Source organism: Ruegeria sp. YTSA075, from assembly GCF_059610245.1.
Genome location: NZ_JBXWNG010000011.1, coordinates 1 through 22,836, shown reverse-complemented (window position 1 = coordinate 22,836; position 22,836 = coordinate 1). Strand labels below are relative to the sequence as shown.

Below are 22,836 nucleotides of genomic sequence, written 5' to 3'. Positions count from 1 at the left end.
GGGGAAGGTCAAGATATCTGGGTGCGGGCCAGCGCGCCCGTCACAAGATCGTGTGGCAGCCACATCAGTTCAGCGTTGCGCGTCCAAAGGATCGCGGTGCGGATGGTCTTATCAGGATAGATCTGAGCCAGTGCCTGCGCGTAGGCGCCCATCTGCCGCAGCAGACCTTCGGGGCAGGCTTCGGCGGATACGGGGACCGTAGCATTTGATTTGAAATCAATCACATGCACTTCGGTGTCGGTCACGATCAACCGGTCGATAATCCCATGCATGCGCTGCCCGTTTAGGTCGGCAGACACGGGAACCTCAGCCAGCGCATCGGGCGCGAATATGGATTCCAGATGTGCGGTCGTCAGAACTGCTGTGGCTTCGGCCAGCAGCTCATTTCGTTCCCCGTCCTGCATATCGGGCAGAACGCGGGCGCAAAGCTCGGGCCAGCTATACTGCGCCGTACCGGGCAAATGTTCCAGCAGCAGATGCAGCCGCGTGCCGCGCAGCTTTGCGGCGTCTTCATCCTGACCCGCGTCACCAGGTAGCGCCTTGGCCCCGCCCAGATCGGATGGGCTGAGGGATTCTGGGGTCTGAGGCGCATCTTGCGCGGGTGATTTGTAGAATTCGGGCAGATCGAGGTTTGGTTCCTGCGGTTCTGAATGCGCGACAAGGGGTAATGTGTCCCAGTCACCATGCGCCAACCGCCGCGTATTTGTTCCGTCCAGTTGTGTTGCCCCTGCCCGCGCCATCGCGGCCTCAACCATCTGATACCAGCTGGACCCATCCTTGCCGACATCGCCCGCCGCCGCCACGATCAACCACTTTTCAGCCCGTGTTAGAGCCACATAGAGTAGACGCAACCGCTCGTTTTCTTCTCGGTTGCGCGCCTCGTCCCGCGCCCGAGCGATCAGTTTGGGTGAGGCATCCGCCGGAACCTTCCAAAGTGGGGTCCCGTCTGCGACCATGATCTCAGCATCGCGCGGGGCCTGGCGTTTTCCGGTGTCGGGCAGGATCACAATGGGCGCTTCTAACCCTTTTGAGCCATGCACCGTCATGACGCGGATCATGTTGCCCACACCGCTCATCTGCCGTTTGATTTCCAGATCATCGGTCTGCATCCAGACCAGAAAGCCGGTCAGGCTGGGAATATCGGTCCGTTCATAGGCCAAGGCCTGCGATAGCAGGGCATTGATCCCATCCTCCGCTTCGGCCCCGAGCCGCCCAAGCAGCTTTCGCCGCCCATCGTGTCGGGTCAAAATGCGCTCGATCAGGTCATAAGGGCGCAGAAAGTCGATTTGGCTGCGCAAATCGTTGAGCATGGCGAGCGTTTCGGGGAATTCTTCTGCCCGGTTGCGCAATGCGGCCCAAAGGTAGGTTTCCCGCCGTCGATGGGCCAGATCAAACGACGCCTGTTCGGTCCAGCCGAACAATGGGGATTTCAGAACGGTGGCCAGCGACAGGCTATCCTCGGGCGTGGCGAGAAAGCTCAGCAACGCTGCCAGGTCTTTGACCGCCAGTTCTGCACCCACTTTCAACCGATCCGCCCCTGCTATGGGCAGCTTTTTGGTCTTGCATGCGCGTATAATCTCGGCAAACAGGTCCGAGCGGCGCTGAACAAGGATCAGAAAATCACCCGGTTGTATTTTGCGGCGCACAAATGTGCCGGGTTCTTGACCATCTTCGGGGATCGTCACATCGCCTTCGATCATTTCCTGGATTGATGATGCAATCTGGTCGGCGAGAAGAACCGTGTGATGGCGCGATCCGGGCCGGTCTACGGGGTCGGTCCAGTCGCCGTCTTCATCATCCTCGACCTTCTCGATAGCCGGCCAAAGATCGACACGCCCTGGCAGGCCTTCCTTGAAAGCAATGTGAAGCGCCTCGTCCTGGAAACCCGCTTCAGCATGCTCTTCAAACAGAATATTGACCAAAGATAGGATCGCGCTTGAGGAACGAAAGGAATAAGCAAGTTCGGATTTCTCCAACTTAGAGCCTGATTCCGCCAGTTTCTGCCCAAACTCTGCCTGCATCCGATCAAAGGCTTGCGGGTCTGCGCCTTGGAACGAATAGATCGATTGTTTTTTATCCCCGACCACGAAAATCGTGCGCTCGACCCCCGACCGGGCCCCTTCCCCGCTGGTGAATTCCTGCGCAAGTTTCTCGATCACGTCCCATTGGTCTGGGCTGGTGTCTTGTGCTTCGTCCACCAGAATGTGGTCGATGCCGCCATCCAGACGATACAGCACCCATTCCGCGACTGCCGGGTCGTTCAGCACTTGCCGCGCGCGCAGGATCAGATCGTCGAAGTCCAGCCAACCGCGCAGCTGTTTGCGACGCTCATATTCCGGCAGGAAGGCGGTTGCAAATCGGTGCAAAACGGCGGTTTTCTGGGCAGCGACCAACGCAAGACGCTGTTCCCGTGCCGTTTCGATCCGTAACATCAGGGCCTCTAGCTGAGGCATCCGGTCGGCCAGCGCGCCCTCGCGCAGCGCTTTTGTGGGGAAACTGCCAATCTTGGCCGAAAACGGCTCTTTCGCTGCCTTTCCGGTCAGGAAAACCCCTTCGAGTATTGGCAATTGCGTTAATCGAGTCTCGGTAACCCCGGCTAGTTTTTCCGCCGCCTTGGCATTGTTGCCGCCGCTTTCGGTAAGCGCAGGCAGGATTGATTGAATCAGCTCAACCTCTCCGCCTATAAATACTTGGGACAGCAGGCTATTTTCATCAAACCTATCGGGCAAACCATACCGATCCAGAAAGTCGGACCACTGCAAAGGTTGATCAAACAAGCTTCGCCTTTGGGTTACCGCCGCTGTCAGCCTGTCAAATCCAGTATCGGTGATAAACTGGGCCACATCTTCGATCAGCGAAGCCTGAGGGCCTTCGGCGAAATCTTCGATGATTTCATCGCGCAACAGTGCGGCCGCTCGGTCTTCCATTTCTGCAAATTGAGGGCTGACACCCGCTTCCAGCGGGAAACGACGCAGAAGTGAGGCGCAAAACGAGTGGATCGTCTGAATTTTCAGCCCACCCGGTGTTTCGATAGCGCGGGCGAACAGGGTCCGCGCCTGTGCCAATCGATCTGGGTTAATCGCTCCTGTTACTCCCAGATCGACCAGTTCGCTTTCAAGGCTGTGGTTGTCCAGCATAGCCCATTCGCCAAGACGCTTGAACAGACGGTTCTGCATCTCACTGGCCGCAGCCTTGGTGTAGGTCAGGCACAGGATGTGCTGCGGCTGTACCCCATCCAGCAACAGCCGTGCCACGCGGTCGGTCAGAACCCGTGTCTTGCCCGAGCCCGCATTGGCAGCCAGCCAGGTTGAGGCATCGGGGCGCGCGGCTTGCACTTGCCGCTCAGTCGCATCATTGCGCGGGGTCATGTCAGATCCTCTGGCCGGGTCTCGGCAGAACGGTCCCATTCACCGAACCGCGCCAGATGATCATAATCGCCGATATCTGTGTCCTTGTGCAGCATCCGGCGGGATGAAAACCCCTGATCAGGCTCTAAATAGGCGGAAATGAGCTGTTTCAGATCTGCCAGAACCTTATCCGTTGGTTCCTTGATCAACGGGGCTGCGACTTCTTTGTAACTGCCACCCATCCCGATAAAGATTGCCTCGGCCACATTCGTTGGATCGATCCCTTCAATGGCTCCTTGCTCGGCCATCGCCGCCTCGATCAGCAACTGCTTGTCGAACTTGGCCTGCTGGCCTTCACTCGGCGGCACGCCAGTTTTGTAATCGATGATCCGCAACGCACCCCGGCTGTTGCGGTCAATCCGGTCGGCGCGCCCGGCAATGGTGAAATCTAGTGGAGTAAGCGCCAGTTTCATTACAGCTTCAAAGGCCACCGGCCCGCCATCACCGCGCCGGGTAGTCTCGGCACGCAGAAAATCGTCGGCAATTCGGTCCAGCCGCGCCAGCCAAAGCTTGCGGGCGGTGGGCCATGCGACGTGCTTTTCCAACAAATCGTGGGCGCGTCTCAGGAAATTCTCGCGTGTCAGCAGAGCGGTGTCCAACACACTTTCCTTGACAAAATGTTCAAGGATTTCATGAACAACGATCCCACGCAGCAGGGCATCCGGGGCTTGCACCAAAGGATCAAGCGGCCTTAGGCGCAGCACATGTTTGGCGTAGATCGCATAAGGATCGCGGATCAGGCGTTTGATTTCTGTTACCGACAACTGGCGCGGCCGCGCAGCAGCCGGAGGGCGCGGAGATGGACGGGGTGCCGGGTCAATCCGAGGCGCTTGTTCCAGTGTCTTGGCCCAACTCAGATATGTATTCCCCCGCGCCTTCATATCATACAGTGCCGCCTGCCCTCCCTGATCCGGCAGACCATTCAGCAGATTGGTCAGGCGGTTCAACCAGCGCGAGGGTACGGTTTGTGCATCATCCGAACGGGTTGCGCGGGTCAGCCAGACCTCGGGCGCGCCGATTGCTTGCTGAAAATCATGCGCCGAAAGGCCGATCCGGCGTTCTGGCAACAATAGGCCCGCCTTATCGCGCATCTGACGGTTCAGCCAGGGGTCCGGCGCTGGGGCTTCGGGCCAGCTGCCTTCGTTCAACCCGCCAAGGATCAGCAGATCGGCCCCTTGCACCCGCGCCTCAAGCGTGCCCCAGATCATGATATGAGGATGTGGGGCATCGCGGTCGCGCACCTCTTCTCCGGCCAGCAATGCCCCCAGAAGGTCGGCAAAATCATGCGCGGTCATCGGGCCGCCATACTGGGCCTCAACTTGCAGGGCGGTCAGGACGCCCAACGCCTTCTGGCCCGCGTTCTTGTCCCAGAGCGTACCTTGTTCACCAGCAGAGCCAGCCGAGATCGCTTCGGCCAGATCCCGTAACCTTGTGACCCAATCGGAAAGCGGATGCATGCCCGAGACCTGCTGATCGCAGAGATGCTGACCAACCCAGGCGATCCAGTCGGTGGACGCTTCAGTGCGGATGGCCGAAGCCGTCATGCTGACACGATCCGGAAACGGGGGACCATGGCGACGCAGGTCCAGTTCCAGATCGCGGGTCTGTAGCAGATGGGCGCCCCGATCCCCACCGTCATGGCAGAGCGGGTGTTTCAGCAGAGTCAGCAGCGCCTCACCGTCCAGACGTCGGGCAAACAGGCCCGCAACATGACGCAGGAACCGGCCCGGAGGTGACAGCTGCAAGGGCAGGCCCGCACTGTCATCGGGCAGAATGTTCCACCGATCCAGCGCTGCGCTGACTTGCCTGGTCAGCATCCTGTCGGGGGTGATCAGCGCGGCCGTCTGGCCGGTTTCGGCGGCCTCACGCAGACGCAACGCGATGGCCAGTGCTTCGGATCGGGGTGAATCCGCCTCGACCAGTGTCAAGTCTTTGGTTGCCTGATCCAGATCCGTCAGCTTCGGCCCTTCGGACATCCAGGCATCAGTGATTGGCGCGGGGCGTAACGCTAATGATACCAATCTGTTACGCGCAGGCGAGGGAGGCTGTTCGCGTGTCCAGGGTTCGATTTGATCCGGGGTTAGATCCAACTCTCGCATCAGCTTTCGGAACCGGAACTGAGGATGGTCTTCCGAGATCAGCGCCTCGTCCAGACGATCCCAAACGGGTTCTGGCTGATCAAAATCATACCCTGGCAGGATCAATGCCCCCTGCGGTAGTCGCGCGATGGCCTGCATCAGCATCAACGTGGTGCCGCGCGATCCAGTCGAGCCCGCCAGAATGATTGGGTGTTGAGGCGGCGCCTCTGCCCACCGCGCAATCAGGGCCTCAACGACCCGGCGTTGTCGGGCCTGTGCATCCATCGCCTGATCGCCCGCCTCGACAAAGTGATCGGCGATCCCGATAAAGGCCTGCGCGCGCGCCCAATGCCCGGACAAATCACTGACATCCAGCTGACGGATGGTGTCGGGATGCACGCCTTCGCCCTGCATCTCATCAATCAATGCGGCCAGGCTGTCGGACAGATCGAACAGCGAAGCCCGCGCTGCCAAATCCGGCTGTTGGTCCAACAGTTTGGCGACCAGCTGTGTCAGTTCCAGCCGACGCCGCAGTGGTGGAATGGCAGGTGGAGTTTGTGCCAGATCGGCGCTTTCTCCCAGATCAGTGACCAAAGACAGTCGGGGCAGCAAACATGGGGGTCCCTGATCGAACAGGTCCCGCACGCGGCGCGCCATTCGGCGGGTATTAACCACAAGTTGCACGCGAGCCAACGCTTCGGGTGGGCCGTTGCTGCGCTGCCGCGACCCATTGACCAGCGCCTTGGGAAAATCGGTACCGGGCGGAACGGCAAAGACACGGGGCAGGGGGCTGGGGTCAAACATCGGCCAGCAGCCCCTCGGCCAGAGCGATCCCTTCGGGTCGCCCGACATCGCACCAGCGGCCGGGATACTCGGCCGCAAACAGTCGGCCCTGCGCCTGCATCTGGTTCCAAAGCAGGTTCAACGAAAAGGCTGGTTCCGCGAAATCCTTTAGCCCATCGGTCTTGATGATCTGCGCCCCGCCATAGACCAGTCCCGGCCCGCGTGTGATCCGACCATCCGCATCGGCGGTGAAATCCCCATCCCCATCATGGCCAACGGTGCGCCCGATAGGGACGCACATCAGCAGCGCATCCATGCGCTCGGGGTCCCAGGCCGTTTGCAGCAAGATCAATGGGTTTGGACCGGCCCAGATGGCATCTGTGTTCATTGTGAAAACCGGGTTCGAACGTAACAGGGGTAAGGCGGCTCGTAACCCGCCGCCGGTTTCCAGGATATCGGGTTCTTCCCGCGAGAGCAGCACGCCCTTGGGTGTCAGGTGCGCGTCCAGTTGATCGGCGCGGTAGTGCAGGTTGGCCACAACACGTTCCGGACCCAGCGCCTCAACATGATCGAGCGCGTGATCGATCAAGGCCCCGCCTGCCACTTCGATCAGCGGTTTGGGGCGATCCTTCGTCAACTCTCCCATCCGGGTTCCAAACCCGGCAGCAAACATCATGACAGCGGTTGGAATGTCGTTCATGCGGCCCTCAGCTTGGCCAGATTGTCGGGCGTCGGTTCGGGTAAGGCGTCCCGCAGCAATTGGGCAACTGGGATCAGGGCGGGGTGTTCCAGATCGCGCATCAAATGGGACCAGGTAGCCGGGATCAGATCGATGTATTTCGGCTTGCCATAGTTCATGGCTAGACGAGAGAATCCGCCCAATATGCGCAGATTTCGCTGTGCCCCAAGCACCGCATAAGCAGTTCTGAAGTCGTGATCATTCGCACCAGAGGCGGTGATGTAGCGATTGATCATCTGCATTTCGGTTCCTGCGGAAACCGAGCGGCGCACATCCTGCAACAGCGACACCAGATCATAGGCCGGGTGCCCGAGCATCGCCAGTTGGAAGTCCAGTAATCCGACGCGCTGCACGCCTTCCCTGCCTGGAAACCAGATCAGATTCTCGGCGTGATAGTCCCGCTGGATGACAACCTTTGGGCCCGAAGTTTCCTGATGCAGCAGGTCCGAGAATCGAGTTTGAAACCGGTTCATCGCTGCGTGGTCATAACCGCCCTGAATGCCTTGGGCATACTTGGTGAACGACAGTGCCGAAAGGTCGGTCATCAGCGCCGGGTCATATGACTGCAATGAGAGTAGTGGCGCCTGATGCAGATGAACCAGAACATCGGTCGCGGCCTTGTAAAGCTGCCGTTCTTTGGCCGGATCATGGTCCAGAACACGCGCAAACAGATCGTCGCCCAAATCTTCCAGCAGCAGAAAGCCAAATTCGGAGTCTTCCGCATAGATTTCCGGTGCATTCAGCCCGACCGAGCGCAGGTAGTTGGCCACACGCACAAATGCGTCGACATCCTCACCCTTTTCTGGTGGTGCATCCATCAGAACGGCAGTCCGACCGGTTGCCGGGTCGGTCAGCCGTTCATATTGTCGGTTCGAGGCATCCCCGGCCAGATGCGCGCGCTGGGCACCAGCCCATGGTGTCTGCGCGATCAGGGCCTCGGCCAATACGGCCCGGTTTGTCATGTGATCGCCTCCAGCGTATGCGCCCATTTCGGATCTGACCATGTAAGCCTCAGATGCCGTGTTTCGGCTTCATTCGGATCTGTCGCAAAGGCGATGGTTAACGCCGACCGCGGGGCTGAGGGGCCGAGCTTATCGGGCCATTCGACAAGGCAGATTGCGGTATCAAAGGCATCGATCAGGCCCAGTTCCTCAACCTCATCGACCGAGCTGAGCCGGTAGAGATCGCAGTGCCAGATTTCGCCCGCAGCGGTGTCATAGGCCTGTACCAGAGTAAATGTAGGTGAAGGCACGTCCTCGGGCACCTGCATCAGAGATTGGATCAGGTTGCGGGCGAAATGGGTTTTACCGCTGCCAATCGGACCTTCCAGCAGCAGAACATCTCCAGCGGCCAATTTTGCCCCCAATCGGGTGGCCAAAACCAACGTTTCTTCGGGTGAAGACAGGGTCATGGAATGGGGCGGTGTCGTCATGCCGCCACAATGGCCCCACGACCGGGCGGCTGCAACCCGGTTCAGGCGCTGATTTGTTCGATTGGGGGCTGCTTGCCGATCAGCGCCTCATGGCCAAATCGGACGATGGTCGCGCCATTTTGCATCGGGGTTATGGTGCAGTCCAATTTAGTGCCGTCGCGCATACCAATCTCGGCCGTCCATTCGGCCCGGTTATCGCGCATTTCAACGAAATCGCGAATTTCGCCCAAGACAGGCGTGGCAACGCAACGTTCCTGCCATTTGCGGGTGACATCCATGACTGTTTCCGCCTGAAAACCCGCATCTGCCGGATCACCCCAAAGCTGCTGATAAGTGTAGTTGGTAAACGCAAGCGTGCCGTCATCGGCAAACACCGCGATCGCGTCTGCCAGCTTGTCGAAGATGGATTGCATCAGATCCATCTCTGATCGGAAACGGCGGGTCAACGTGATCTCGGCCGTGATGTCTTCGAACAAAAAAGCCACTGCGCCATCCGGATGTGGCCGCCCGCTGACCGAATAGACCGATCCTGAGGGCAGAGACCAGGTTTCCTGATAGTTTCCGTCCTCGGCCGCTTCGAGCAAATCGTTCATCTGATTGCGCCACGAGCGGTAATTCTTCGGCTCTGGCATCATGTGTTGTTCGCGCAGCATGTCAAAAAAGCTGGACAGGTTTGGGCGACAGCTCAAGAAGTCAGGCGGCAATGTCGTCAGATTGATCAGCGCCGGGTTGAACAGGGCCAGTTGACGGTTGCGGTCGAAGATAGCCAGGCCAATTGACAGTTGTGCAAAGGTTTTTGTCATCGTCTGTACGAATTTGCGCTGAGCGGTCTCAGCCTCGACAATGGCATTGATGTCGACGGCATAACACAGACAACCTTGTTCGTCCTCAACCTGCGTCAGATCGAACCAAAGCTGACTGCCGCAATCGTCAACCTTGACCGCGACACGGGCTTTGCCGCTGGGCCCCGGTTTGTCGGCGGTATTGGAAAACAAAGGCGCGGTCAGATCCACATCTGGGCCACGTGCCTTGCGCGCAACCGCAATATAGGCGGTGTTGCACCATCTGACCTGCCCATTGTGATCCAGCAGCCAAACCGGATAGGGGGCCTGATCCATCGCATGCCGGATCGGGTCATTGGGGTCGTGCATATGTGTTTCAGTTGGTCGGGTGGGTTCGTGCAGTTGCACCCGGACAATTCCGTCGATCCATTCGCACAGAACCTCACGCTCGACTGTGCAATCGATGGCCGAGACAACAAGATTGCCCTGATCGCGCACCAGATCAGGCGTTTCTGGGAAGGTCGGAAAATCCCGTTGCAGCAGGCGGCGTAGCCCGTTCCAGTTTTTAACATCATCAAAGCCGGCCAGGGCGATGTCTGAATGGCTGATCAACCGATCCCCGTCGAACAGGAAGACGGCGTCAAACAGGGACGAGTTTGAGAACAGTCCATAGCTGTCATCCCGCCGCGGCCGCCGCGGCAGCAGCCATTGAACGGCCAGACAACATGAAACCAAGCTGATTGTGGCCAGGATGATCCAGTCAGCCATAGGAAACCCCATGCCAGAATACGTGCTGGGATCAGACTATGGCTCCGATTGGTTAACGCACTGTTAACTCAGGCCCGAATGCGCTGGTTGCTGCCGGATGGCACCGGCGTGTCGCCTTTCTGTGCGTCAATCAATTTGCGCGGCCACGAAACACGCACGATGGCCCCCCGATGTTCCGGATTATCTGACAAATGCTGATAGGGGTCTGAGCCATTGGCAAACTCAAGCTCGGCGCCACTGCGTTCCAGCAGGGTTTTGGCGATAAACAGGCCCAACCCCATCCCTTCGTATTCGGGGCGCGTGCGTTGTTCGGTCTCGGCCCGCCTGCGACGCATGAACGGATCGCCGATCCGGCCAATCAGGTGTGAGGGATATCCGCGCCCGTCATCCATGATGCTAACGGTGATCTGATCCATGGTCCAATGCGCCTCGACCCAGACATTGGCGCGTGAAAAATCCACAGCATTCTGGATCAGATTGCGCAACCCGTGAATGATTTCGGGCTTTCGCAGGATCGAGGGTTGCTGCACATCCCCATCCTGCGCCGGGCCTTCGACAAAATGAACCAGCTTGCCGCGTTCGATATGCGGTTCGGCGGCCTCGTGGATAACGGTCGAAATCGGGGCCTGGCGCAAATGCAAATCATCCTTACCGGCCCGGCCCATATCACGCAGGATATCGCGGCAGCGATCGGCTTGCTCGCGGATCAGGGCGGCGTCATCTTTCAGATCGGGGCGATCCTCAAGCTCTTCGATCAGTTCGGAACTTGTCAGTTTGATCGTGGCCAGCGGTGTCCCCAACTCATGCGCAGCGGCAGCGACAACGCCGCCCAGATCGGTCAGCTTTTGTTCGCGCGCCAGCGCCATATGTGCGGCCGATAGCGCCTCGGACATGGATTGCACTTCGGAACTGACACGGTGGGAATAAGCGCCAATGAAGACGATGGCGATGATGATGGCCGCCCAGTTGCCGAACAGAAGAATATCGGGAATGCGCAGAATGACCCCGATATCGGTACGCAGGGGCAGGTGAAATTCGGCCAGCAAGGTAGCAAGTATGATCGCGACACCGCCAACGATCAGGGTGGACCGCGTGCTCATGACATTGGCCGAAATCGTGACGGGCCCCAACAGCAGCAAGGCAAACGGGTTGTTCAAGCCGCCGGTTAGATACAACAGAAACGCCAGTTGCAGCAGGTCAAACAGCACCATCAGGAAGTTTTCGAACTCGGACAGGCGCTTGTTCTGCGGAAACAGGAAGATCGCGATCAGGTTCCCGATGACCGAGACACCAACGGCCAGATAGCACAGCCCAAGTTCAAGCTGCACATGATAGGTTTGTTGCGCCACCGTGATCGCAGTGATCTGACCCACGATGGCCACCCAGCGCAACAGGATCAATGTGCGCAGCCGGATCCAGCTGCTGCGTTCCTGGCCGCGCCAAAACGTCTGGTTGGAATCTGCCATGGGTCGATTATGTCCTGTTGCATCGGCTGTTCATCTTGATAGGTGTCCCGGCCGGAACGATCAACAATCCCTTGCGTATGGATATTCGCCATGACCCGCCTTTATGCAATTCTAGCAACCGTAGTATTGGCCGTGGGCCTTGGGGCCATGTGGTTTTTGACGCGAGGAACGGGGTCAGATGACAAGTATGCGCAATGCCGCTCCAGCCAGATCGCAGGCGGGACAGCGACGATCGGCGGGCCCTTTGAGCTGGTCAATGGTAAAGGCGAGACAGTCACTGACGCAGATGTGATTACCGAACCAACGCTGATTTACTTTGGTTATACCTTCTGCCCCGACGTGTGCCCGTTTGACATGTCCCGCAATGCTGATGCGGTGGATATTCTGGCCGAGCGCGGGCAATCGGTGACGCCTCTGTTCATTTCCATCGACCCGGATCGGGATACGCCCGAGGTGGTGGCTGACTATGCGTTCAATCTGCACGAGAGGCTGATCGCCCTGACCGGATCGCCCGAACAGGTCAAAGCCGCCAGCCAGGCCTACAAGACCTACTACAAGGTGCATGACCAAAGTGACGAATACTATCTTGTTGACCATTCGACCTTTACCTATCTGGTCACGCCCGAAGATGGATTTCTGGAGTTTTTCAAGCGCGATGAAACGGCCGAACAAATGGCTGACAAAATCGGCTGCTTTCTTGATCAGACCTCCTGACGATAAGGCGGTTTGACCTTTAGTGCGGCGCTGCTATTACTCATGTTCAAGCCAAAGGCATGAAATAACGGAAAGACCCAAGAATGGCAGACCCTTCTCAGCTTGATATCGGCCCGGACAAATCCCTGCTTCTGGTGGATGATGATGAGCCGTTTCTGAGACGTCTGGCAAAGGCCATGGAAAAACGCGGGTTCGAGGTTGAAACCGCCGGTTCCGTTGCCGCTGGTCGCGCCATCTCCACCGCCCGTCCGCCTGCCTATGCGGTTGTCGATCTCAGGCTTGAGGATGGCAATGGACTCGACGTGGTCGAAGTGCTGCGTGAAAAACGCCCTGACAGCCGGGTTGTGGTTCTGACCGGGTATGGCGCGATTGCCACCGCAGTTGCTGCGGTCAAGATCGGGGCGACGGATTATTTGTCGAAACCAGCGGATGCCACAGACATCACAAATGCCCTATTGGCCAAAGGGGATGAGATGCCGCCGCCGCCGGAAAACCCAATGAGCGCGGATCGCGTGCGCTGGGAACATATCCAACGTGTTTACGAGCTGTGTGATCGCAACGTGTCAGAAACCGCACGGCGTCTGAACATGCATCGTCGGACGTTGCAGCGCATTTTGGCCAAACGCAGTCCGCGCTGACGGGTTCGCATGGCCAGGCTGGTGTCTGGTCGACCCGCCCCTGCCAACCGGTGAAAATAATCCGCGCGACCGTTTTGGTCGCGTTTTTTGGTCTGGGCGTGCAACGGATTTACAGCTTCACATTATTCTGAGTATCGTTTTGTTAACCCTATTTATGCTACCGCGAGAACCTGCGCATGTTGGTGATCTGCATGCGCACCAAGGTTTGGAAACGATAAGTGAGAAGCCCCAGTGTCCCTATTGCCCAACACGCCGTATGAGGCGCTGAAAATTTCCAATCCCGTTTTGAACGGGATTGTCGCGCTGGTGACAAAATCCGCAGAAACATTTGGGTTTTGGGCGCGCCCGCGTAAAGGGGCGGCGGGCGAAGTCTCTGAGATGAATTTGTTGGACAATCTCTATTGGGTCTACAAAAGCAAAAACCCGGTGCAATTGCCCGAACCCGGTCTACAAACGTCCGAATTCATGCAAGCAAAGCATGCTCAGCTTGCGCCGCGCGCGGAGGGTGAAAGTGTTGACACACTCACGCTGAGTTTTGCCGGGGATATCCTGCGCACGCATCGGGCTGAGCCCGCGCAGGATCAGGTTTACGCACAGATCGAAGACCTTTTGTTCAAGAACGATATCGTCATCGCCAACTATGAATCGCCTGTTACAACCCAACCTCTGGTGGATGAAGTAATCGGCGATGCGGGCCCTCCTGTTGAATGTGCGTCAGAGGATCAGTTCGATGCATTGACCAGCCATAAGGGGCGGGCGATAGACGTCTTGAATTTGGCAAATAATCATATCTTCGACATGGGCGTTGAAGGCGTCGAAACGACATTGGCCACACTGGCCAAACGAAACATCATGGCGACTGGGATAAGCAAAGCCCCGGCTGATCCCGGCGCAGTCAATGTGATTGAACGGAATGGAATCAAGATCGGTTTTGCCTCCTGCGCGTTTGGAACCAACGGTCAAACGCTGCCCGATGGACATGGGTACAATGTCAATCTGGCCAAGCTGACCTCAAAGCACCAGCCGCCGGATATCGAGCTTCTGAAGACGCAGATATCAAATGCAAAGGCCGTCGAATGCGATTTGGTCATTGCGATCCTTCATTGGGGTCACGAATTCGAGCTGTTTCCACGCCGTGCACAGCAGAAAGCAGCTGAGGAATTGGCTGAATTTGGCGCAGATATCATCGTGTGCCACCACCCGCATGTGCCCCAGCCGGTTCAGCTTTATCGGCTAAAATCTGACGCCGACAAAACGGTGCCTATAGCCTATTCGCTGGGTAGCTTGCTTTGGGGATTTGCCCATGAAGATATCGCAAGCAGCGTGATATTGCAGGCGGAAGTTCAAAAATCCGAAGGTAAAACGACGATCAAAAGCGTGACCGCCACGCCTGTCCGATGGTCGGCCCACGAGTCTGAAGGACGCATCATTCAGAAGGTTGAACAGCAGGCGGATTAGTTTGAACGCTGCGTTCAAAGATTGCCCAGCAGCTGTTGATGCCGCCGGGTGTAAGCCAGTCGCACCTCAACCGGGGGGCGCAGTGTGATCTTTAAACCGTCCATAATGGCCTTATCCGGCCTCCCGAAGAACTTCGTCGCCTCAGTTTCGGAAAACCCTGCGATCTGGGTTGCCTCCATCCAGGCGCTGATCTTGTCGGCCTTCTTGATCTGCCGTTTCACCGCCTTCGGCACCTCGGCAGGTAGCCCGAACCGGATGTGGATCGCTGCCATCAGGCGATCATCCAGCGCGCCATAGCCCGGGCCGACGGCGGATTTGACGGGCGAGATCATGTCACCGATCACATATTCCGGCGCATCGTGCAGCAGCGCGGCCAGCTGCCATTTCACCGGGGCATTGGGTGCGATCCGGCCATAGATTTCTTCTACCAGCAATGAATGCTCGGCCACGGAATAGGCAAAATCGCCGTTTGTCTGCCCATTCCAGCGCGCCACAAAGGCCAGACCATGGGCGATATCCTCAATCTCGATATCCACAGGGGTCGGGTCCAGCAGGTCCAGCCTGCGACCCGATAGCATCCTTTGCCAAGCGCGTGGTTGTGTTGTCATTCTGCAATGCCTTGTGAAGTGGGACACACTAAAATTGCGATTTTCTGCTATGATGTACCTGTCAGGATCACCAGCTGCCAACGTTTTCTTGAGCATTCGTGCTTTGAAATGAAACGATGCGATCCCGACATAAAAACCGAGGGGGGCGCACGCTTCTCCCGGTGTGCTCCTCTCACACAGCGAAACGCGAAACGAAAGGAGTTTTCTATGTTCAAGCGTTTATTCGCCCTTGCCCTGACCTTTGGCATGGCCGCCACGGCCCCGCCCGCCTTTGCCCAAACCTGTGCAGAGCGCGAGCATGTGATCACCAAGCTGCAAAAAAGCTACTCGGAAGAGCTGGCCTTTGGCGGGTTGCAGAAAACACGCGGTGCGCAGTCGGTCATGGAGGTCTGGACCTCAAGGGAAACGGGCAGTTACACCGTTTTAGTGACCCAGGCGAACGGCATTTCCTGTATTGTCGCCGTTGGCACTGATTTTTTCGAAGCGATCCCGAAAGTCAAAGTTGACGGCACGCCCAGCTGACTAAATTGGCGTTACACCCCGTTTTCGGACATCTACATTGCCACCTGCCCCAAGGGATGCTAGGGGCAGCGACAGTGTGATTGACCGGAAAATGGAGTGCCAGATGGCCGGGGACTATATCGTAAAAGACATTTCACTGGCCGGGTTTGGCCGTAAGGAACTGGATATCGCTGAAACCGAAATGCCAGGGCTGATGTCCCTGCGTACCGAATATGGTGAAAGCAAGCCTTTGTCAGGTGCGCGGATCGTGGGTTCCCTGCATATGACAATCCAGACGGCGGTTCTGATCGAGACACTGGTTGCTTTGGGCGCGGATGTGCGCTGGGCCTCCTGCAACATCTTCTCAACCCAGGACCACGCGGCCGCTGCGATTGCCGAGGCCGGTATTCCGGTCTTTGCTATCAAGGGCCAGACGCTGGAAGAGCATTGGGATTACCTTGACAAGTCCTTCATGTTCGAAGACGGCCCCAACATGATCCTGGACGATGGCGGCGACGCGACGCTGTACATTCTGCTAGGGGCTCGTGCCGAAGCGGGTGAAGACATCATCCCTGTTCCCGGCTCGGAAGAGGAAGAGGTGATCAAGAAACAGATCGCCAAACGTATGGCGGCATCACCGGGCTGGTTCACCAAGATGCGCGACCAGATCCAGGGCGTTTCTGAGGAAACCACCACTGGTGTGAATCGCCTGTATCAGCTGGTGAAAGAGGGCCATCTGCCGTTCCCGGCGATCAACGTGAACGACTCGGTTACCAAGTCGAAATTCGACAATAAATACGGCTGCAAGGAATCGCTGGTCGACGGTATTCGTCGCGCCACTGACACGATGTTGGCTGGCAAGGTTGCCGTGGTTTGCGGATATGGTGACGTGGGCAAAGGCTCTGCCGCTTCGCTGTCGGGCGCAGGTGCCCGCGTGAAGGTCACCGAAGTTGACCCGATTTGCGCCCTGCAAGCGGCGATGGACGGTTACGAAGTAACTCTGCTGGAAGATGAAGTTGAAACCGCAGATGTGTTCATCACCACAACCGGCAACAAGGATGTGATCCGCATCGAGCATATGCGCGCGATGAAGGACATGGCCATCGTTGGCAACATTGGTCACTTCGACAACGAAATTCAGGTGGCCAGCCTGAAGAACCACAAATGGACCAACATCAAGGAACAGGTGGACATGATCGAGATGCCCTCGGGCAACCGTATCATCCTGCTGTCCGAAGGCCGTCTGCTGAATCTCGGCAACGCCACCGGGCACCCTTCGTTTGTGATGTCGGCCTCCTTCACCAACCAGGTTTTGGCGCAGATCGAACTGTTCACCAAGGGTGATGAGTATGAAAACGACGTCTATATTCTGCCCAAGCATCTGGACGAGAAAGTCGCGCGCCTGCACCTGGATCGCATCGGCGTCAAGCTGACCAAGATGGACAATGAGCAAGCGGCTTATATCGGCGTGAAGCCGGAAGGCCCCTACAAGCCGGAACACTACCGCTACTGATTGTCCTCTGACGATGACACAGAATTCTGGACGCCGCCGATACCTGTATCTGGCGGCGTCTTTCGTTTTTCGAATAGCTGTCGTCGCAATCCTTCTGGGTGGCGGGGGTTGGGCCCTGTTGGCGCATCCAGAAACGCCGGTGCCATCATATTGGAACCCTTTGCGTGATCTCACTATAAAAGCGCCGGTCACACCAGTTACTAAATTCCAGTTGAATCGCGCCCTTGCGGATGAGGCGCAATGCCGGATTGCGCTGTCGGATGCGGGTGCCCGTTTTGAGGAGATGGAGAATCTGGTCATCGATCAGAACTGCGGGATCACCGGGCGGGGGCTGTTGTCACAACTGGTGACCTCGCGAATTGACGCGGTCGAGACCAGTTGCCGGACAACCCTGCGATTGGCGATGTGGGAACACCATGTGGTGCAGCCTGCGGCACGGGATTTCCTGGGTACGGGTGTACAAAGGCTGCGCCACGCTGGCAGCTACAATTGCCGCCGCATGCGCACTGCGCAGGGGCAATCCGGTCGTTGGAGCAGCCACGCCACCGCCGACTCGATTGATATCGTAGGGGTCGAACTGGTCGATGGGCGGGCGCTTTCGCTGTTGTCAGATTGGAGTGCTGCGGGACCAGAGACCGCGTTTCTAAGACAGATCGGGCAGGGGGCCTGTGATTGGTTCCGCGTCGTCCTGGGCCCAGAATACAACCGCCTGCATGCGGATCATTTTCATCTGCAGGGCCCCGGCTGGGGTTTTTGCCGATAGCTTGCCGGGGCCTCGCTGGGTTAGAGCGCGATCACCGCCCACTTACCGCGTCAGCCAATGCTTTGAATCGAACGATCTTGTAGATACCTTCCGAGGCATCCTCGCCCCCATTCAGGACGGGTGAGCGATGCAGCTTGTTGATTGTGGCATACATCGCCATCCGCTCCGATTAAACACCTGTCGGGTCAGCGCCGGAGTTACCAGAGACATTGCGCAGACTGCTGCGCAAAGTGATTTCATAGTGACCTCCGCCGATCATGGTAGAGCAGATGTCATTCGATTTTCTTCGATAACTGTCTGCACTCTGCAACCAGCGCAAGGAAATTCGAGTGTATTATGTGAATGATCTGTTGGCCTTCGTCTTGGTCGCAAAAAACCGGTGGTATCGGCTCAGCTGCGCAGCCGCTGGGTTCAGTTGACCAACGAGGGGCTGATCTTTCTGGATCGGATTGAGCCGGTTCTGTCGGACCTGCGAGAGGCAGGGTTAGAGACTGGGAGTAGTAAGGGCGCGTTGGTCGAGGTACTATCTGGGCTACTAAAATCCCCTGCTGCGCCGATTTCGTTCATGCAGGCAGCAACACGCAGGGGCGCAAAGTTCGGGCTTTTCCTGAATTGGCGGATCGGGCGTTTCGAAGCGTTTCGCAAAGGCGCGCCTCCGCTTAGGGGGAAAGGTTGGAATTTTTCCCTTTGTATTGAAAACACTTGTGATTAACCTTCCCGCACCTGTTTCAAGGATTTGAGTAACCGCAGCCAGGACTGCTGATAGGGAGACTGTTTAATGGGAAAACGCGACGACTTGATTGCCAAATATGCCGATGACCTGAAAAACAAATGTGGCATGGATCCGGATATGGACCTGCTGACCAAGGTCACAATCGGTTGTGGCCCTGCGATTTACGATGCGGATGCATCGACTGTTGCCGCCAGCCAGGACGGTGAAATTGAGACCGTCAAGAACAACTTCCTGATCAAGAAGCTGGGCCTGTCCGACGGTCCGGAACTGATGGAAGCGATCAACAAGGCCATGGAAACTTATGGCATGTCCGAGCGTAATAAGTACCGCGCCGTCGTCTACTACATGCTGACCAAGCATTTCGGGAAAGAATCCGTTTACGGCTAACCCGATCCGGCCAGAGACACAAACGCCCGCCTGTCGCCAAGGTGGGCGTTTTGCATTTGAGACAGAGTTTAAGGACTTGCCATTTGAAACCGGGGCCTCGCCCGGTCTATAGTCATTCCAGTGACCAGGACGGTCAGAACCAGATATTTCCAGATGCGTGTGGTGAGTAGGGAGCACGTGGGGTAGGGAAGGTTCTGCATCGTTCAGAACCTTCCCTTTCTTATCCCTAGTCCGCCTGCGTATTCCCCATCGCGCAGATCACATCCCATTCCGCATCACTGACCGGTTGAACAGACAAGCGCGAGTTTCGCACTAACACCATCTCGGCCAGCCGCTCATCGGCTTTGATCTGATCCAGCGTGACCGATTCCGAAAACGGGCGCACGGCCTTGATATCCACGCACTCCCAGCGCGCGTCATCTGTTGTGCTATCAGGGTGCGCCTCGGCGCACACCTCGACAATGCCAACAATCGCCTTGTCTTTCTGTGAATGGTAGAAAAAGCCGCGATCGCCGATGGACATTTGCCGCATGAAGTTTCGGGCCTGATAATTGCGCACGCCATCCCATTCTTCGCCCGCATCACCCTTGGCGACCTGCTGCTCCCAGCTCCAGGTCGAAGGTTCGGATTTGAACAGCCAATATGCCATCACCCGATCACCCGCTTCCAGGGGATCAATTCGACCGTGGCAAACAGCCCTGCTTTGGCATAAGGGTCACTATCTGCCCAAGCCTGCGCGGCGGCGACGTCTTCGACATCCAGAATGATCAGTGATCCGATCATGGCGTCTCCGTCCAAAAGGGGACCGGCCTGCGAGACAACGCCCGTTTCCTCGATATACGTCAGGTGGGCCGATCGGTTGTCCAGCCGCGTTTGCAGGGCGCCGTCTTTGTCTTTGGCGATCAGGGCGATGAGCATTCTATTCCTCCTTCAGGGGTCGACCCAGCAAAGACTGAATCGCTTGCGCAACACTGTAGGCACCGTCGCTGAGTTCCGCTACCGTTGTGCTGATCGGCATATCCAGTCCTTCGGCTTTGGCAATTGCAGCCATGGCGCGGGCGGTGGCGACACCTTCGACTGTGGTGCCGGTGTCAAAGGGCCGATTTAGACCCAAACTTTGGCCAAAACGATAGTTCCGGGACAATTCGGAGGAGCAGGTCAGGACCAGATCCCCCAGCCCGGACAGGCCCATCAAGGTCTCTGTCTGCGCCCCACGCTGGGCGGCAAAACGCTGCATTTCGGCAAAGCCGCGCGTGATCAGTGCAGCCCGCGCGCTGTCACCCAAACCCGCGCCGATGGCGGCCCCGCATCCGATCGCCATGACGTTTTTTAACGCCCCGCCAAGTTCGGCGCCGGTGGTATCGGTTGTGCGATACAGACGCAGGTTGGCGGTGGTCAGCCTGGCTTGCAGGTCTTTGCCTAAATCCGCGTCGGCGCAAGCCAGAGTCAGCGCAGTTGGCAGACCGCGTGCGATGTCATCCGCAAAGCTGGGTCCGGTTAGCAGCGCAGGTTGCGCGTCCGGGACGGTTTCGCGGATCACAGCCACCGGGCCAAGACCGGTGGACAGTTCAATCCCTTTGCAGCAGGCAACCAGCGTTTTGCCTGCCAAGGCCGACCTGTGCTGCTCCAAGGCCGTGCGCAGCTGTTGCATGGGCACGGAGACCAGCAGCACATCCGTTTGACACGCCTGATCGATTTGCGCTGTTACGTGAATCTGGGACGGCAAGGTCACGCCGGGCAGGCGTTGCGTGTTTTCGGCCGCCTCCTGTATGGTTCTCGCCTGCGCCGCATCGCGGGACCACAGAGTCACCGGCCCGTTGCCCGCCAGAGATATGGCCAAGGCGGTTCCAAATGCGCCGGAACCCAGCACGGAAACGCTCATGCCTTGGCCCCTTTCTTGCCGCTGCCCAACATGGCCGGGCTGGTTTGATCCAAAGGCCAGCGCGGGCGGACCGTCAGGTCCAGGCCGTCCCGTGCACCGGCCCGAAAGCGTTCCAACCCGGCATAGGCGATCATGGCGGCGTTGTCAGTGCAAAGTGCCAGGGGGGGCGCAGTGAATCTGGCCCCCGTTTCATCGCAAACAGACTCTAATGCTGAACGAATAGCGGAGTTTGCAGCAACTCCGCCCGCCACTGCAATCACGGGCTCTACTGGGGTTTGCTCAAGATAGAGGCCAATGGCGCGACGTGTTTTTTCAGCCAGTGTATCCACGACCGCTTGCTGGAACCCGGCGCAGAGATCGGCCCGGTCCTGACGGGTCAGCCCGCCTTTCTCGGTTACAATCTGATCCCGCATGCGCATCAAAGCCGTTTTCAAACCTGAAAAGGACAGATCGCATCCGGGCCGATCCAGCAATGGGCGCGGAAATCGGAACCGTTTGGGATCGCCTGATCTTGCCTCGGCCTCGACCGAGGGGCCGCCGGGTTGGGGTAGGCCCAGCAACCGCGCGGTCTTGTCAAAAGCCTCACCTGGCGCATCATCAATGGTGCCGCCAAGGCGGGTGAAATCCTCGGGGCCATGGGCAATCAGGTATTGGCAATGACCGCCTGAAACCAGCAGCACCAGATAAGGAAACGATACCCCGTCAGTCAGGCGCGGCGTCAGGGCGTGGCCCGCCAGATGGTTGACGCCGATCAGCGGCAGCCCGGTGGCGGCGCTGATCCCCTTGGCACACATCACGCCCGACATGACACCACCAATCAACCCGGGCCCGGCCGTCACGGCGATGGCATCAATATCGCCAAGGCCTAATCCGGCTTCATCCAGCGCCTGCATCACGCAGATATCCAGCTTCTCAGCATGTGCGCGCGCCGCAATCTCGGGCACGACACCACCATAAGCGCTGTGCAATTCGGTTTGACCATGCACAACTGATGACAAGATTTCAGCTGGTGCTCCATCGGTTTGCCGCACCGTGGCTGCGGCTGTGTCGTCACAGCTGCTTTCTAACCCAAGGATGGTTAGTGTTTGCACCATTGGCCTGTTCCGTTGCATCATGATTGGCAAGCGGGGTATCACCCTGCGCGGATGCAAACAATCCCAAGGCCAAAGGCGCCGATCGTTGTATTTGTTGATGACCCGCCCGCGTGCTGCCTCGGAGAGGTTTGTGGCGCAGCTGCCAACCCGCACCAGATCACGGGTCGAGGTCATTTATTCCCCTATTCTTGAAATCAAACCGCTGCCGGTTCAGGTGCAGACCGAGGATATCCAGGGATTGATTTTTTCCTCGGCGAATGCGGTGAACGCGGCGGCCTCCTTGGGGGTCAGGCGCGATCTGCCGGCCTTCTGCGTGGGCCCTACAACCACCGGCACCGCAAAGGGTGCCGGATGGCAGGCGCAGATGATGGGGGCCACTGCAGAGGAGCTGGTGGCGATGCTGTTGCGCACCCGTCCCGATAGCCCGTTGTTGCATCTGCGTGGGGAGCATAGCCGGGGCAATGTGGCCGATCGGTTGACGGCACTGGGCCTGACCACCCGAGAGCAACCCGTTTATCAACAGCGTTTGTTGCCGCTGAACGATGAGGCCGCAGCAGCCTCAACCGGTGAAAGGCCAGTCATCGCGCCCTTGTTTTCGCCCCGGACCGCGCGACAATTTGCCGATATTTGGGCCGGAACAGCCCCTTTGTGGCTGGCTGCAATCAGCGAGGCGACCGCGGAGCCCCTTAAAACCTTGGGGTTTCAGCGATTGAAGATCGCCAAAGAACCTACACCCAAGCATATGCGTAAAGCCGTTAAAAAGCTTGTGAAACACGCGATGCGGGTTGAGGGCGAGCCGGGTGCGGATTAACTTGGACCAGTCTGTAGTTCTGGTGATTTTAGAATCGATAAGGGGAATGTGACGGTGGCGGGCAAAAAGAAAACCGATCAGAAACCGGCGGAAACCCCGAAACCGGACGATCTTGTGGACGAGGATGCTGTCGAAGCGGCTGAGTCTTTGGACGATGCACCGCTTGACCAGAGTATCCCTGTTGAAGACCTGACTTCCGAAGCCGAAGCCGAAGCCGAAGCCGAAGCCGAAGCCGAAGCCGAAGCCGAAGCCGAAGCCGAAGCCGAAGCCGAAGCCGAA

Annotated in this window: 23 protein-coding genes; 10 read left to right on the top strand and 13 right to left on the bottom strand. The window is 58.0% G+C overall.

Going from position 1 to position 22,836, the window contains the following annotated elements; genetic code table 11:
- Positions 1 to 8: 8 nt before the first annotated feature.
- The 7 genes from addA to regB all read right to left on the bottom strand — a co-directional run bounded on the left by addA (position 9) and on the right by regB (position 11,455).
- Positions 9 to 3,368, bottom strand: a complete 3,360-nt coding sequence (gene addA / locus AC2FGE_RS16840) for a double-strand break repair helicase AddA (RefSeq protein WP_496820401.1) — start codon at positions 3,366 to 3,368, stop codon at positions 9 to 11.
- The gene (addB, locus tag AC2FGE_RS16835) at positions 3,365 to 6,289 is read right to left on the bottom strand and encodes a double-strand break repair protein AddB (RefSeq protein ID WP_496820400.1); all 2,925 of its coding nucleotides are present in this window, start codon (positions 6,287 to 6,289) and stop codon (positions 3,365 to 3,367) included. The genes addA and addB overlap by 4 nt, the downstream gene beginning before the upstream one ends.
- A complete protein-coding gene (locus tag AC2FGE_RS16830) occupies positions 6,282 to 6,968 on the bottom strand; it encodes a nucleotidyltransferase family protein (protein ID WP_496820399.1) in 687 nt (228 codons plus the stop codon). The genes addB and AC2FGE_RS16830 overlap by 8 nt, the downstream gene beginning before the upstream one ends.
- The gene (locus AC2FGE_RS16825; protein ID WP_496820397.1) at positions 6,965 to 7,969 is read right to left on the bottom strand and encodes an aminoglycoside phosphotransferase family protein; all 1,005 of its coding nucleotides are present in this window, start codon (positions 7,967 to 7,969) and stop codon (positions 6,965 to 6,967) included. The genes AC2FGE_RS16830 and AC2FGE_RS16825 overlap by 4 nt, the downstream gene beginning before the upstream one ends.
- The gene (tsaE, locus tag AC2FGE_RS16820) at positions 7,966 to 8,439 is read right to left on the bottom strand and encodes a tRNA (adenosine(37)-N6)-threonylcarbamoyltransferase complex ATPase subunit type 1 TsaE (RefSeq protein WP_496820396.1); all 474 of its coding nucleotides are present in this window, start codon (positions 8,437 to 8,439) and stop codon (positions 7,966 to 7,968) included. Before tsaE ends, AC2FGE_RS16825 begins: the two co-directional genes overlap by 4 nt.
- Positions 8,440 to 8,480: 41 nt before the next feature.
- Positions 8,481 to 9,989, bottom strand: coding sequence for a PAS-domain containing protein (locus tag AC2FGE_RS16815; RefSeq protein ID WP_496820394.1), 1,509 nt, complete (start codon positions 9,987 to 9,989; stop codon positions 8,481 to 8,483).
- 68 nt (positions 9,990 to 10,057) lie between these two features.
- Entirely contained in the window at positions 10,058 to 11,455 is a 1,398-nt protein-coding gene (regB, locus tag AC2FGE_RS16810; RefSeq protein ID WP_496820393.1) for a sensor histidine kinase RegB, read from the bottom strand.
- A gap of 90 nt (positions 11,456 to 11,545) precedes the next feature.
- On the opposite strand from regB, the gene AC2FGE_RS16805 reads away from it, so the two are divergent.
- The 3 genes from AC2FGE_RS16805 to AC2FGE_RS16795 all read left to right on the top strand — a co-directional run bounded on the left by AC2FGE_RS16805 (position 11,546) and on the right by AC2FGE_RS16795 (position 14,265).
- Positions 11,546 to 12,169, top strand: a complete 624-nt coding sequence (locus AC2FGE_RS16805; RefSeq protein WP_496820392.1) for an SCO family protein — start codon at positions 11,546 to 11,548, stop codon at positions 12,167 to 12,169.
- A gap of 83 nt (positions 12,170 to 12,252) precedes the next feature.
- Positions 12,253 to 12,807: an ActR/PrrA/RegA family redox response regulator transcription factor gene (locus AC2FGE_RS16800; RefSeq protein WP_496820391.1), complete on the top strand. Its 555-nt coding sequence runs from the start codon at positions 12,253 to 12,255 to the stop codon at positions 12,805 to 12,807.
- Positions 12,808 to 13,038: 231 nt separating this feature from the next.
- Positions 13,039 to 14,265: a CapA family protein gene (locus AC2FGE_RS16795; protein ID WP_496820390.1), complete on the top strand. Its 1,227-nt coding sequence runs from the start codon at positions 13,039 to 13,041 to the stop codon at positions 14,263 to 14,265.
- Positions 14,266 to 14,279: 14 nt separating this feature from the next.
- Here AC2FGE_RS16795 and AC2FGE_RS16790 read toward each other — a convergent pair whose 3' ends face one another.
- Entirely contained in the window at positions 14,280 to 14,873 is a 594-nt protein-coding gene (locus AC2FGE_RS16790) for an HD domain-containing protein (protein ID WP_480550390.1), read from the bottom strand.
- Positions 14,874 to 15,080: 207 nt separating this feature from the next.
- On the opposite strand from AC2FGE_RS16790, the gene AC2FGE_RS16785 reads away from it, so the two are divergent.
- The 3 genes from AC2FGE_RS16785 (at position 15,081) to AC2FGE_RS16775 (ending at position 17,650) form a co-directional block, all read left to right on the top strand.
- Positions 15,081 to 15,395, top strand: a complete 315-nt coding sequence (locus AC2FGE_RS16785) for a hypothetical protein (protein ID WP_496820389.1) — start codon at positions 15,081 to 15,083, stop codon at positions 15,393 to 15,395.
- A gap of 103 nt (positions 15,396 to 15,498) precedes the next feature.
- Positions 15,499 to 16,887, top strand: a complete 1,389-nt coding sequence (gene ahcY, locus AC2FGE_RS16780) for an adenosylhomocysteinase (protein ID WP_496820388.1) — start codon at positions 15,499 to 15,501, stop codon at positions 16,885 to 16,887.
- A 13-nt stretch (positions 16,888 to 16,900) separates the two neighbouring features.
- Positions 16,901 to 17,650, top strand: coding sequence for an extensin-like domain-containing protein (locus AC2FGE_RS16775; protein ID WP_496820387.1), 750 nt, complete (start codon positions 16,901 to 16,903; stop codon positions 17,648 to 17,650).
- Between the two features lie 31 nt (positions 17,651 to 17,681).
- Here the strand turns inward: AC2FGE_RS16775 and AC2FGE_RS16770 are convergent, their stop codons facing one another.
- The gene (locus AC2FGE_RS16770) at positions 17,682 to 17,804 is read right to left on the bottom strand and encodes a hypothetical protein (RefSeq protein ID WP_496820386.1); all 123 of its coding nucleotides are present in this window, start codon (positions 17,802 to 17,804) and stop codon (positions 17,682 to 17,684) included.
- A gap of 225 nt (positions 17,805 to 18,029) precedes the next feature.
- On the opposite strand from AC2FGE_RS16770, the gene AC2FGE_RS16765 reads away from it, so the two are divergent.
- Entirely contained in the window at positions 18,030 to 18,362 is a 333-nt protein-coding gene (locus AC2FGE_RS16765; protein ID WP_496820385.1) for a hypothetical protein, read from the top strand.
- A 66-nt stretch (positions 18,363 to 18,428) separates the two neighbouring features.
- Positions 18,429 to 18,770, top strand: coding sequence for a DUF2853 family protein (locus AC2FGE_RS16760; protein ID WP_496820384.1), 342 nt, complete (start codon positions 18,429 to 18,431; stop codon positions 18,768 to 18,770).
- Between the two features lie 226 nt (positions 18,771 to 18,996).
- Here AC2FGE_RS16760 and AC2FGE_RS16755 read toward each other — a convergent pair whose 3' ends face one another.
- The 4 genes from AC2FGE_RS16755 to tsaD are packed head-to-tail and all read right to left on the bottom strand — an operon-like array spanning position 18,997 to position 21,746.
- The gene (locus tag AC2FGE_RS16755; RefSeq protein ID WP_496820383.1) at positions 18,997 to 19,419 is read right to left on the bottom strand and encodes an EVE domain-containing protein; all 423 of its coding nucleotides are present in this window, start codon (positions 19,417 to 19,419) and stop codon (positions 18,997 to 18,999) included.
- A complete protein-coding gene (locus tag AC2FGE_RS16750) occupies positions 19,419 to 19,688 on the bottom strand; it encodes a YciI family protein (RefSeq protein WP_496820382.1) in 270 nt (89 codons plus the stop codon). The genes AC2FGE_RS16755 and AC2FGE_RS16750 overlap by 1 nt, the downstream gene beginning before the upstream one ends.
- Before the next feature lies 1 nt (position 19,689).
- Positions 19,690 to 20,652: an NAD(P)H-dependent glycerol-3-phosphate dehydrogenase gene (locus tag AC2FGE_RS16745; RefSeq protein WP_496820381.1), complete on the bottom strand. Its 963-nt coding sequence runs from the start codon at positions 20,650 to 20,652 to the stop codon at positions 19,690 to 19,692.
- A complete protein-coding gene (tsaD, locus tag AC2FGE_RS16740; RefSeq protein ID WP_496820380.1) occupies positions 20,649 to 21,746 on the bottom strand; it encodes a tRNA (adenosine(37)-N6)-threonylcarbamoyltransferase complex transferase subunit TsaD in 1,098 nt (365 codons plus the stop codon). Before tsaD ends, AC2FGE_RS16745 begins: the two co-directional genes overlap by 4 nt.
- A gap of 130 nt (positions 21,747 to 21,876) precedes the next feature.
- On the opposite strand from tsaD, the gene AC2FGE_RS16735 reads away from it, so the two are divergent.
- The gene (locus AC2FGE_RS16735) at positions 21,877 to 22,557 is read left to right on the top strand and encodes a uroporphyrinogen-III synthase (RefSeq protein WP_496820379.1); all 681 of its coding nucleotides are present in this window, start codon (positions 21,877 to 21,879) and stop codon (positions 22,555 to 22,557) included.
- 54 nt (positions 22,558 to 22,611) lie between these two features.
- The coding region (locus AC2FGE_RS16730; protein ID WP_496820378.1) for a hypothetical protein at positions 22,612 to 22,836 on the top strand (225 nt) is incomplete at its 3' end.

What these genes read in the sequence shown, in the direction of transcription:
- regB (WP_496820393.1), bottom strand. Translation starts at nt 11,455, where the DNA reads ATGGCAGATTCCAACCAGACGTTTTGGCGCGGCCAGGAACGCAGCAGC.
- AC2FGE_RS16745 (WP_496820381.1), bottom strand. Translation starts at nt 20,652, where the DNA reads ATGAGCGTTTCCGTGCTGGGTTCCGGCGCATTTGGAACCGCCTTGGCC.
- addB (WP_496820400.1), bottom strand. Translation starts at nt 6,289, where the DNA reads ATGTTTGACCCCAGCCCCCTGCCCCGTGTCTTTGCCGTTCCGCCCGGT.
- AC2FGE_RS16790 (WP_480550390.1), bottom strand. Translation starts at nt 14,873, where the DNA reads ATGACAACACAACCACGCGCTTGGCAAAGGATGCTATCGGGTCGCAGG.
- AC2FGE_RS16775 (WP_496820387.1), top strand. Translation starts at nt 16,901, where the DNA reads ATGACACAGAATTCTGGACGCCGCCGATACCTGTATCTGGCGGCGTCT.
- AC2FGE_RS16755 (WP_496820383.1), bottom strand. Translation starts at nt 19,419, where the DNA reads ATGGCATATTGGCTGTTCAAATCCGAACCTTCGACCTGGAGCTGGGAG.
- AC2FGE_RS16805 (WP_496820392.1), top strand. Translation starts at nt 11,546, where the DNA reads ATGACCCGCCTTTATGCAATTCTAGCAACCGTAGTATTGGCCGTGGGC.
- AC2FGE_RS16815 (WP_496820394.1), bottom strand. Translation starts at nt 9,989, where the DNA reads ATGGCTGACTGGATCATCCTGGCCACAATCAGCTTGGTTTCATGTTGT.
- AC2FGE_RS16770 (WP_496820386.1), bottom strand. Translation starts at nt 17,804, where the DNA reads ATGTATGCCACAATCAACAAGCTGCATCGCTCACCCGTCCTGAATGGG.
- AC2FGE_RS16800 (WP_496820391.1), top strand. Translation starts at nt 12,253, where the DNA reads ATGGCAGACCCTTCTCAGCTTGATATCGGCCCGGACAAATCCCTGCTT.
- tsaD (WP_496820380.1), bottom strand. Translation starts at nt 21,746, where the DNA reads ATGGTGCAAACACTAACCATCCTTGGGTTAGAAAGCAGCTGTGACGAC.
- tsaE (WP_496820396.1), bottom strand. Translation starts at nt 8,439, where the DNA reads ATGACGACACCGCCCCATTCCATGACCCTGTCTTCACCCGAAGAAACG.
- addA (WP_496820401.1), bottom strand. Translation starts at nt 3,368, where the DNA reads ATGACCCCGCGCAATGATGCGACTGAGCGGCAAGTGCAAGCCGCGCGC.
- AC2FGE_RS16830 (WP_496820399.1), bottom strand. Translation starts at nt 6,968, where the DNA reads ATGAACGACATTCCAACCGCTGTCATGATGTTTGCTGCCGGGTTTGGA.
- AC2FGE_RS16785 (WP_496820389.1), top strand. Translation starts at nt 15,081, where the DNA reads ATGTTCAAGCGTTTATTCGCCCTTGCCCTGACCTTTGGCATGGCCGCC.
- AC2FGE_RS16825 (WP_496820397.1), bottom strand. Translation starts at nt 7,969, where the DNA reads ATGACAAACCGGGCCGTATTGGCCGAGGCCCTGATCGCGCAGACACCA.
- AC2FGE_RS16750 (WP_496820382.1), bottom strand. Translation starts at nt 19,688, where the DNA reads ATGCTCATCGCCCTGATCGCCAAAGACAAAGACGGCGCCCTGCAAACG.
- AC2FGE_RS16760 (WP_496820384.1), top strand. Translation starts at nt 18,429, where the DNA reads ATGGGAAAACGCGACGACTTGATTGCCAAATATGCCGATGACCTGAAA.
- ahcY (WP_496820388.1), top strand. Translation starts at nt 15,499, where the DNA reads ATGGCCGGGGACTATATCGTAAAAGACATTTCACTGGCCGGGTTTGGC.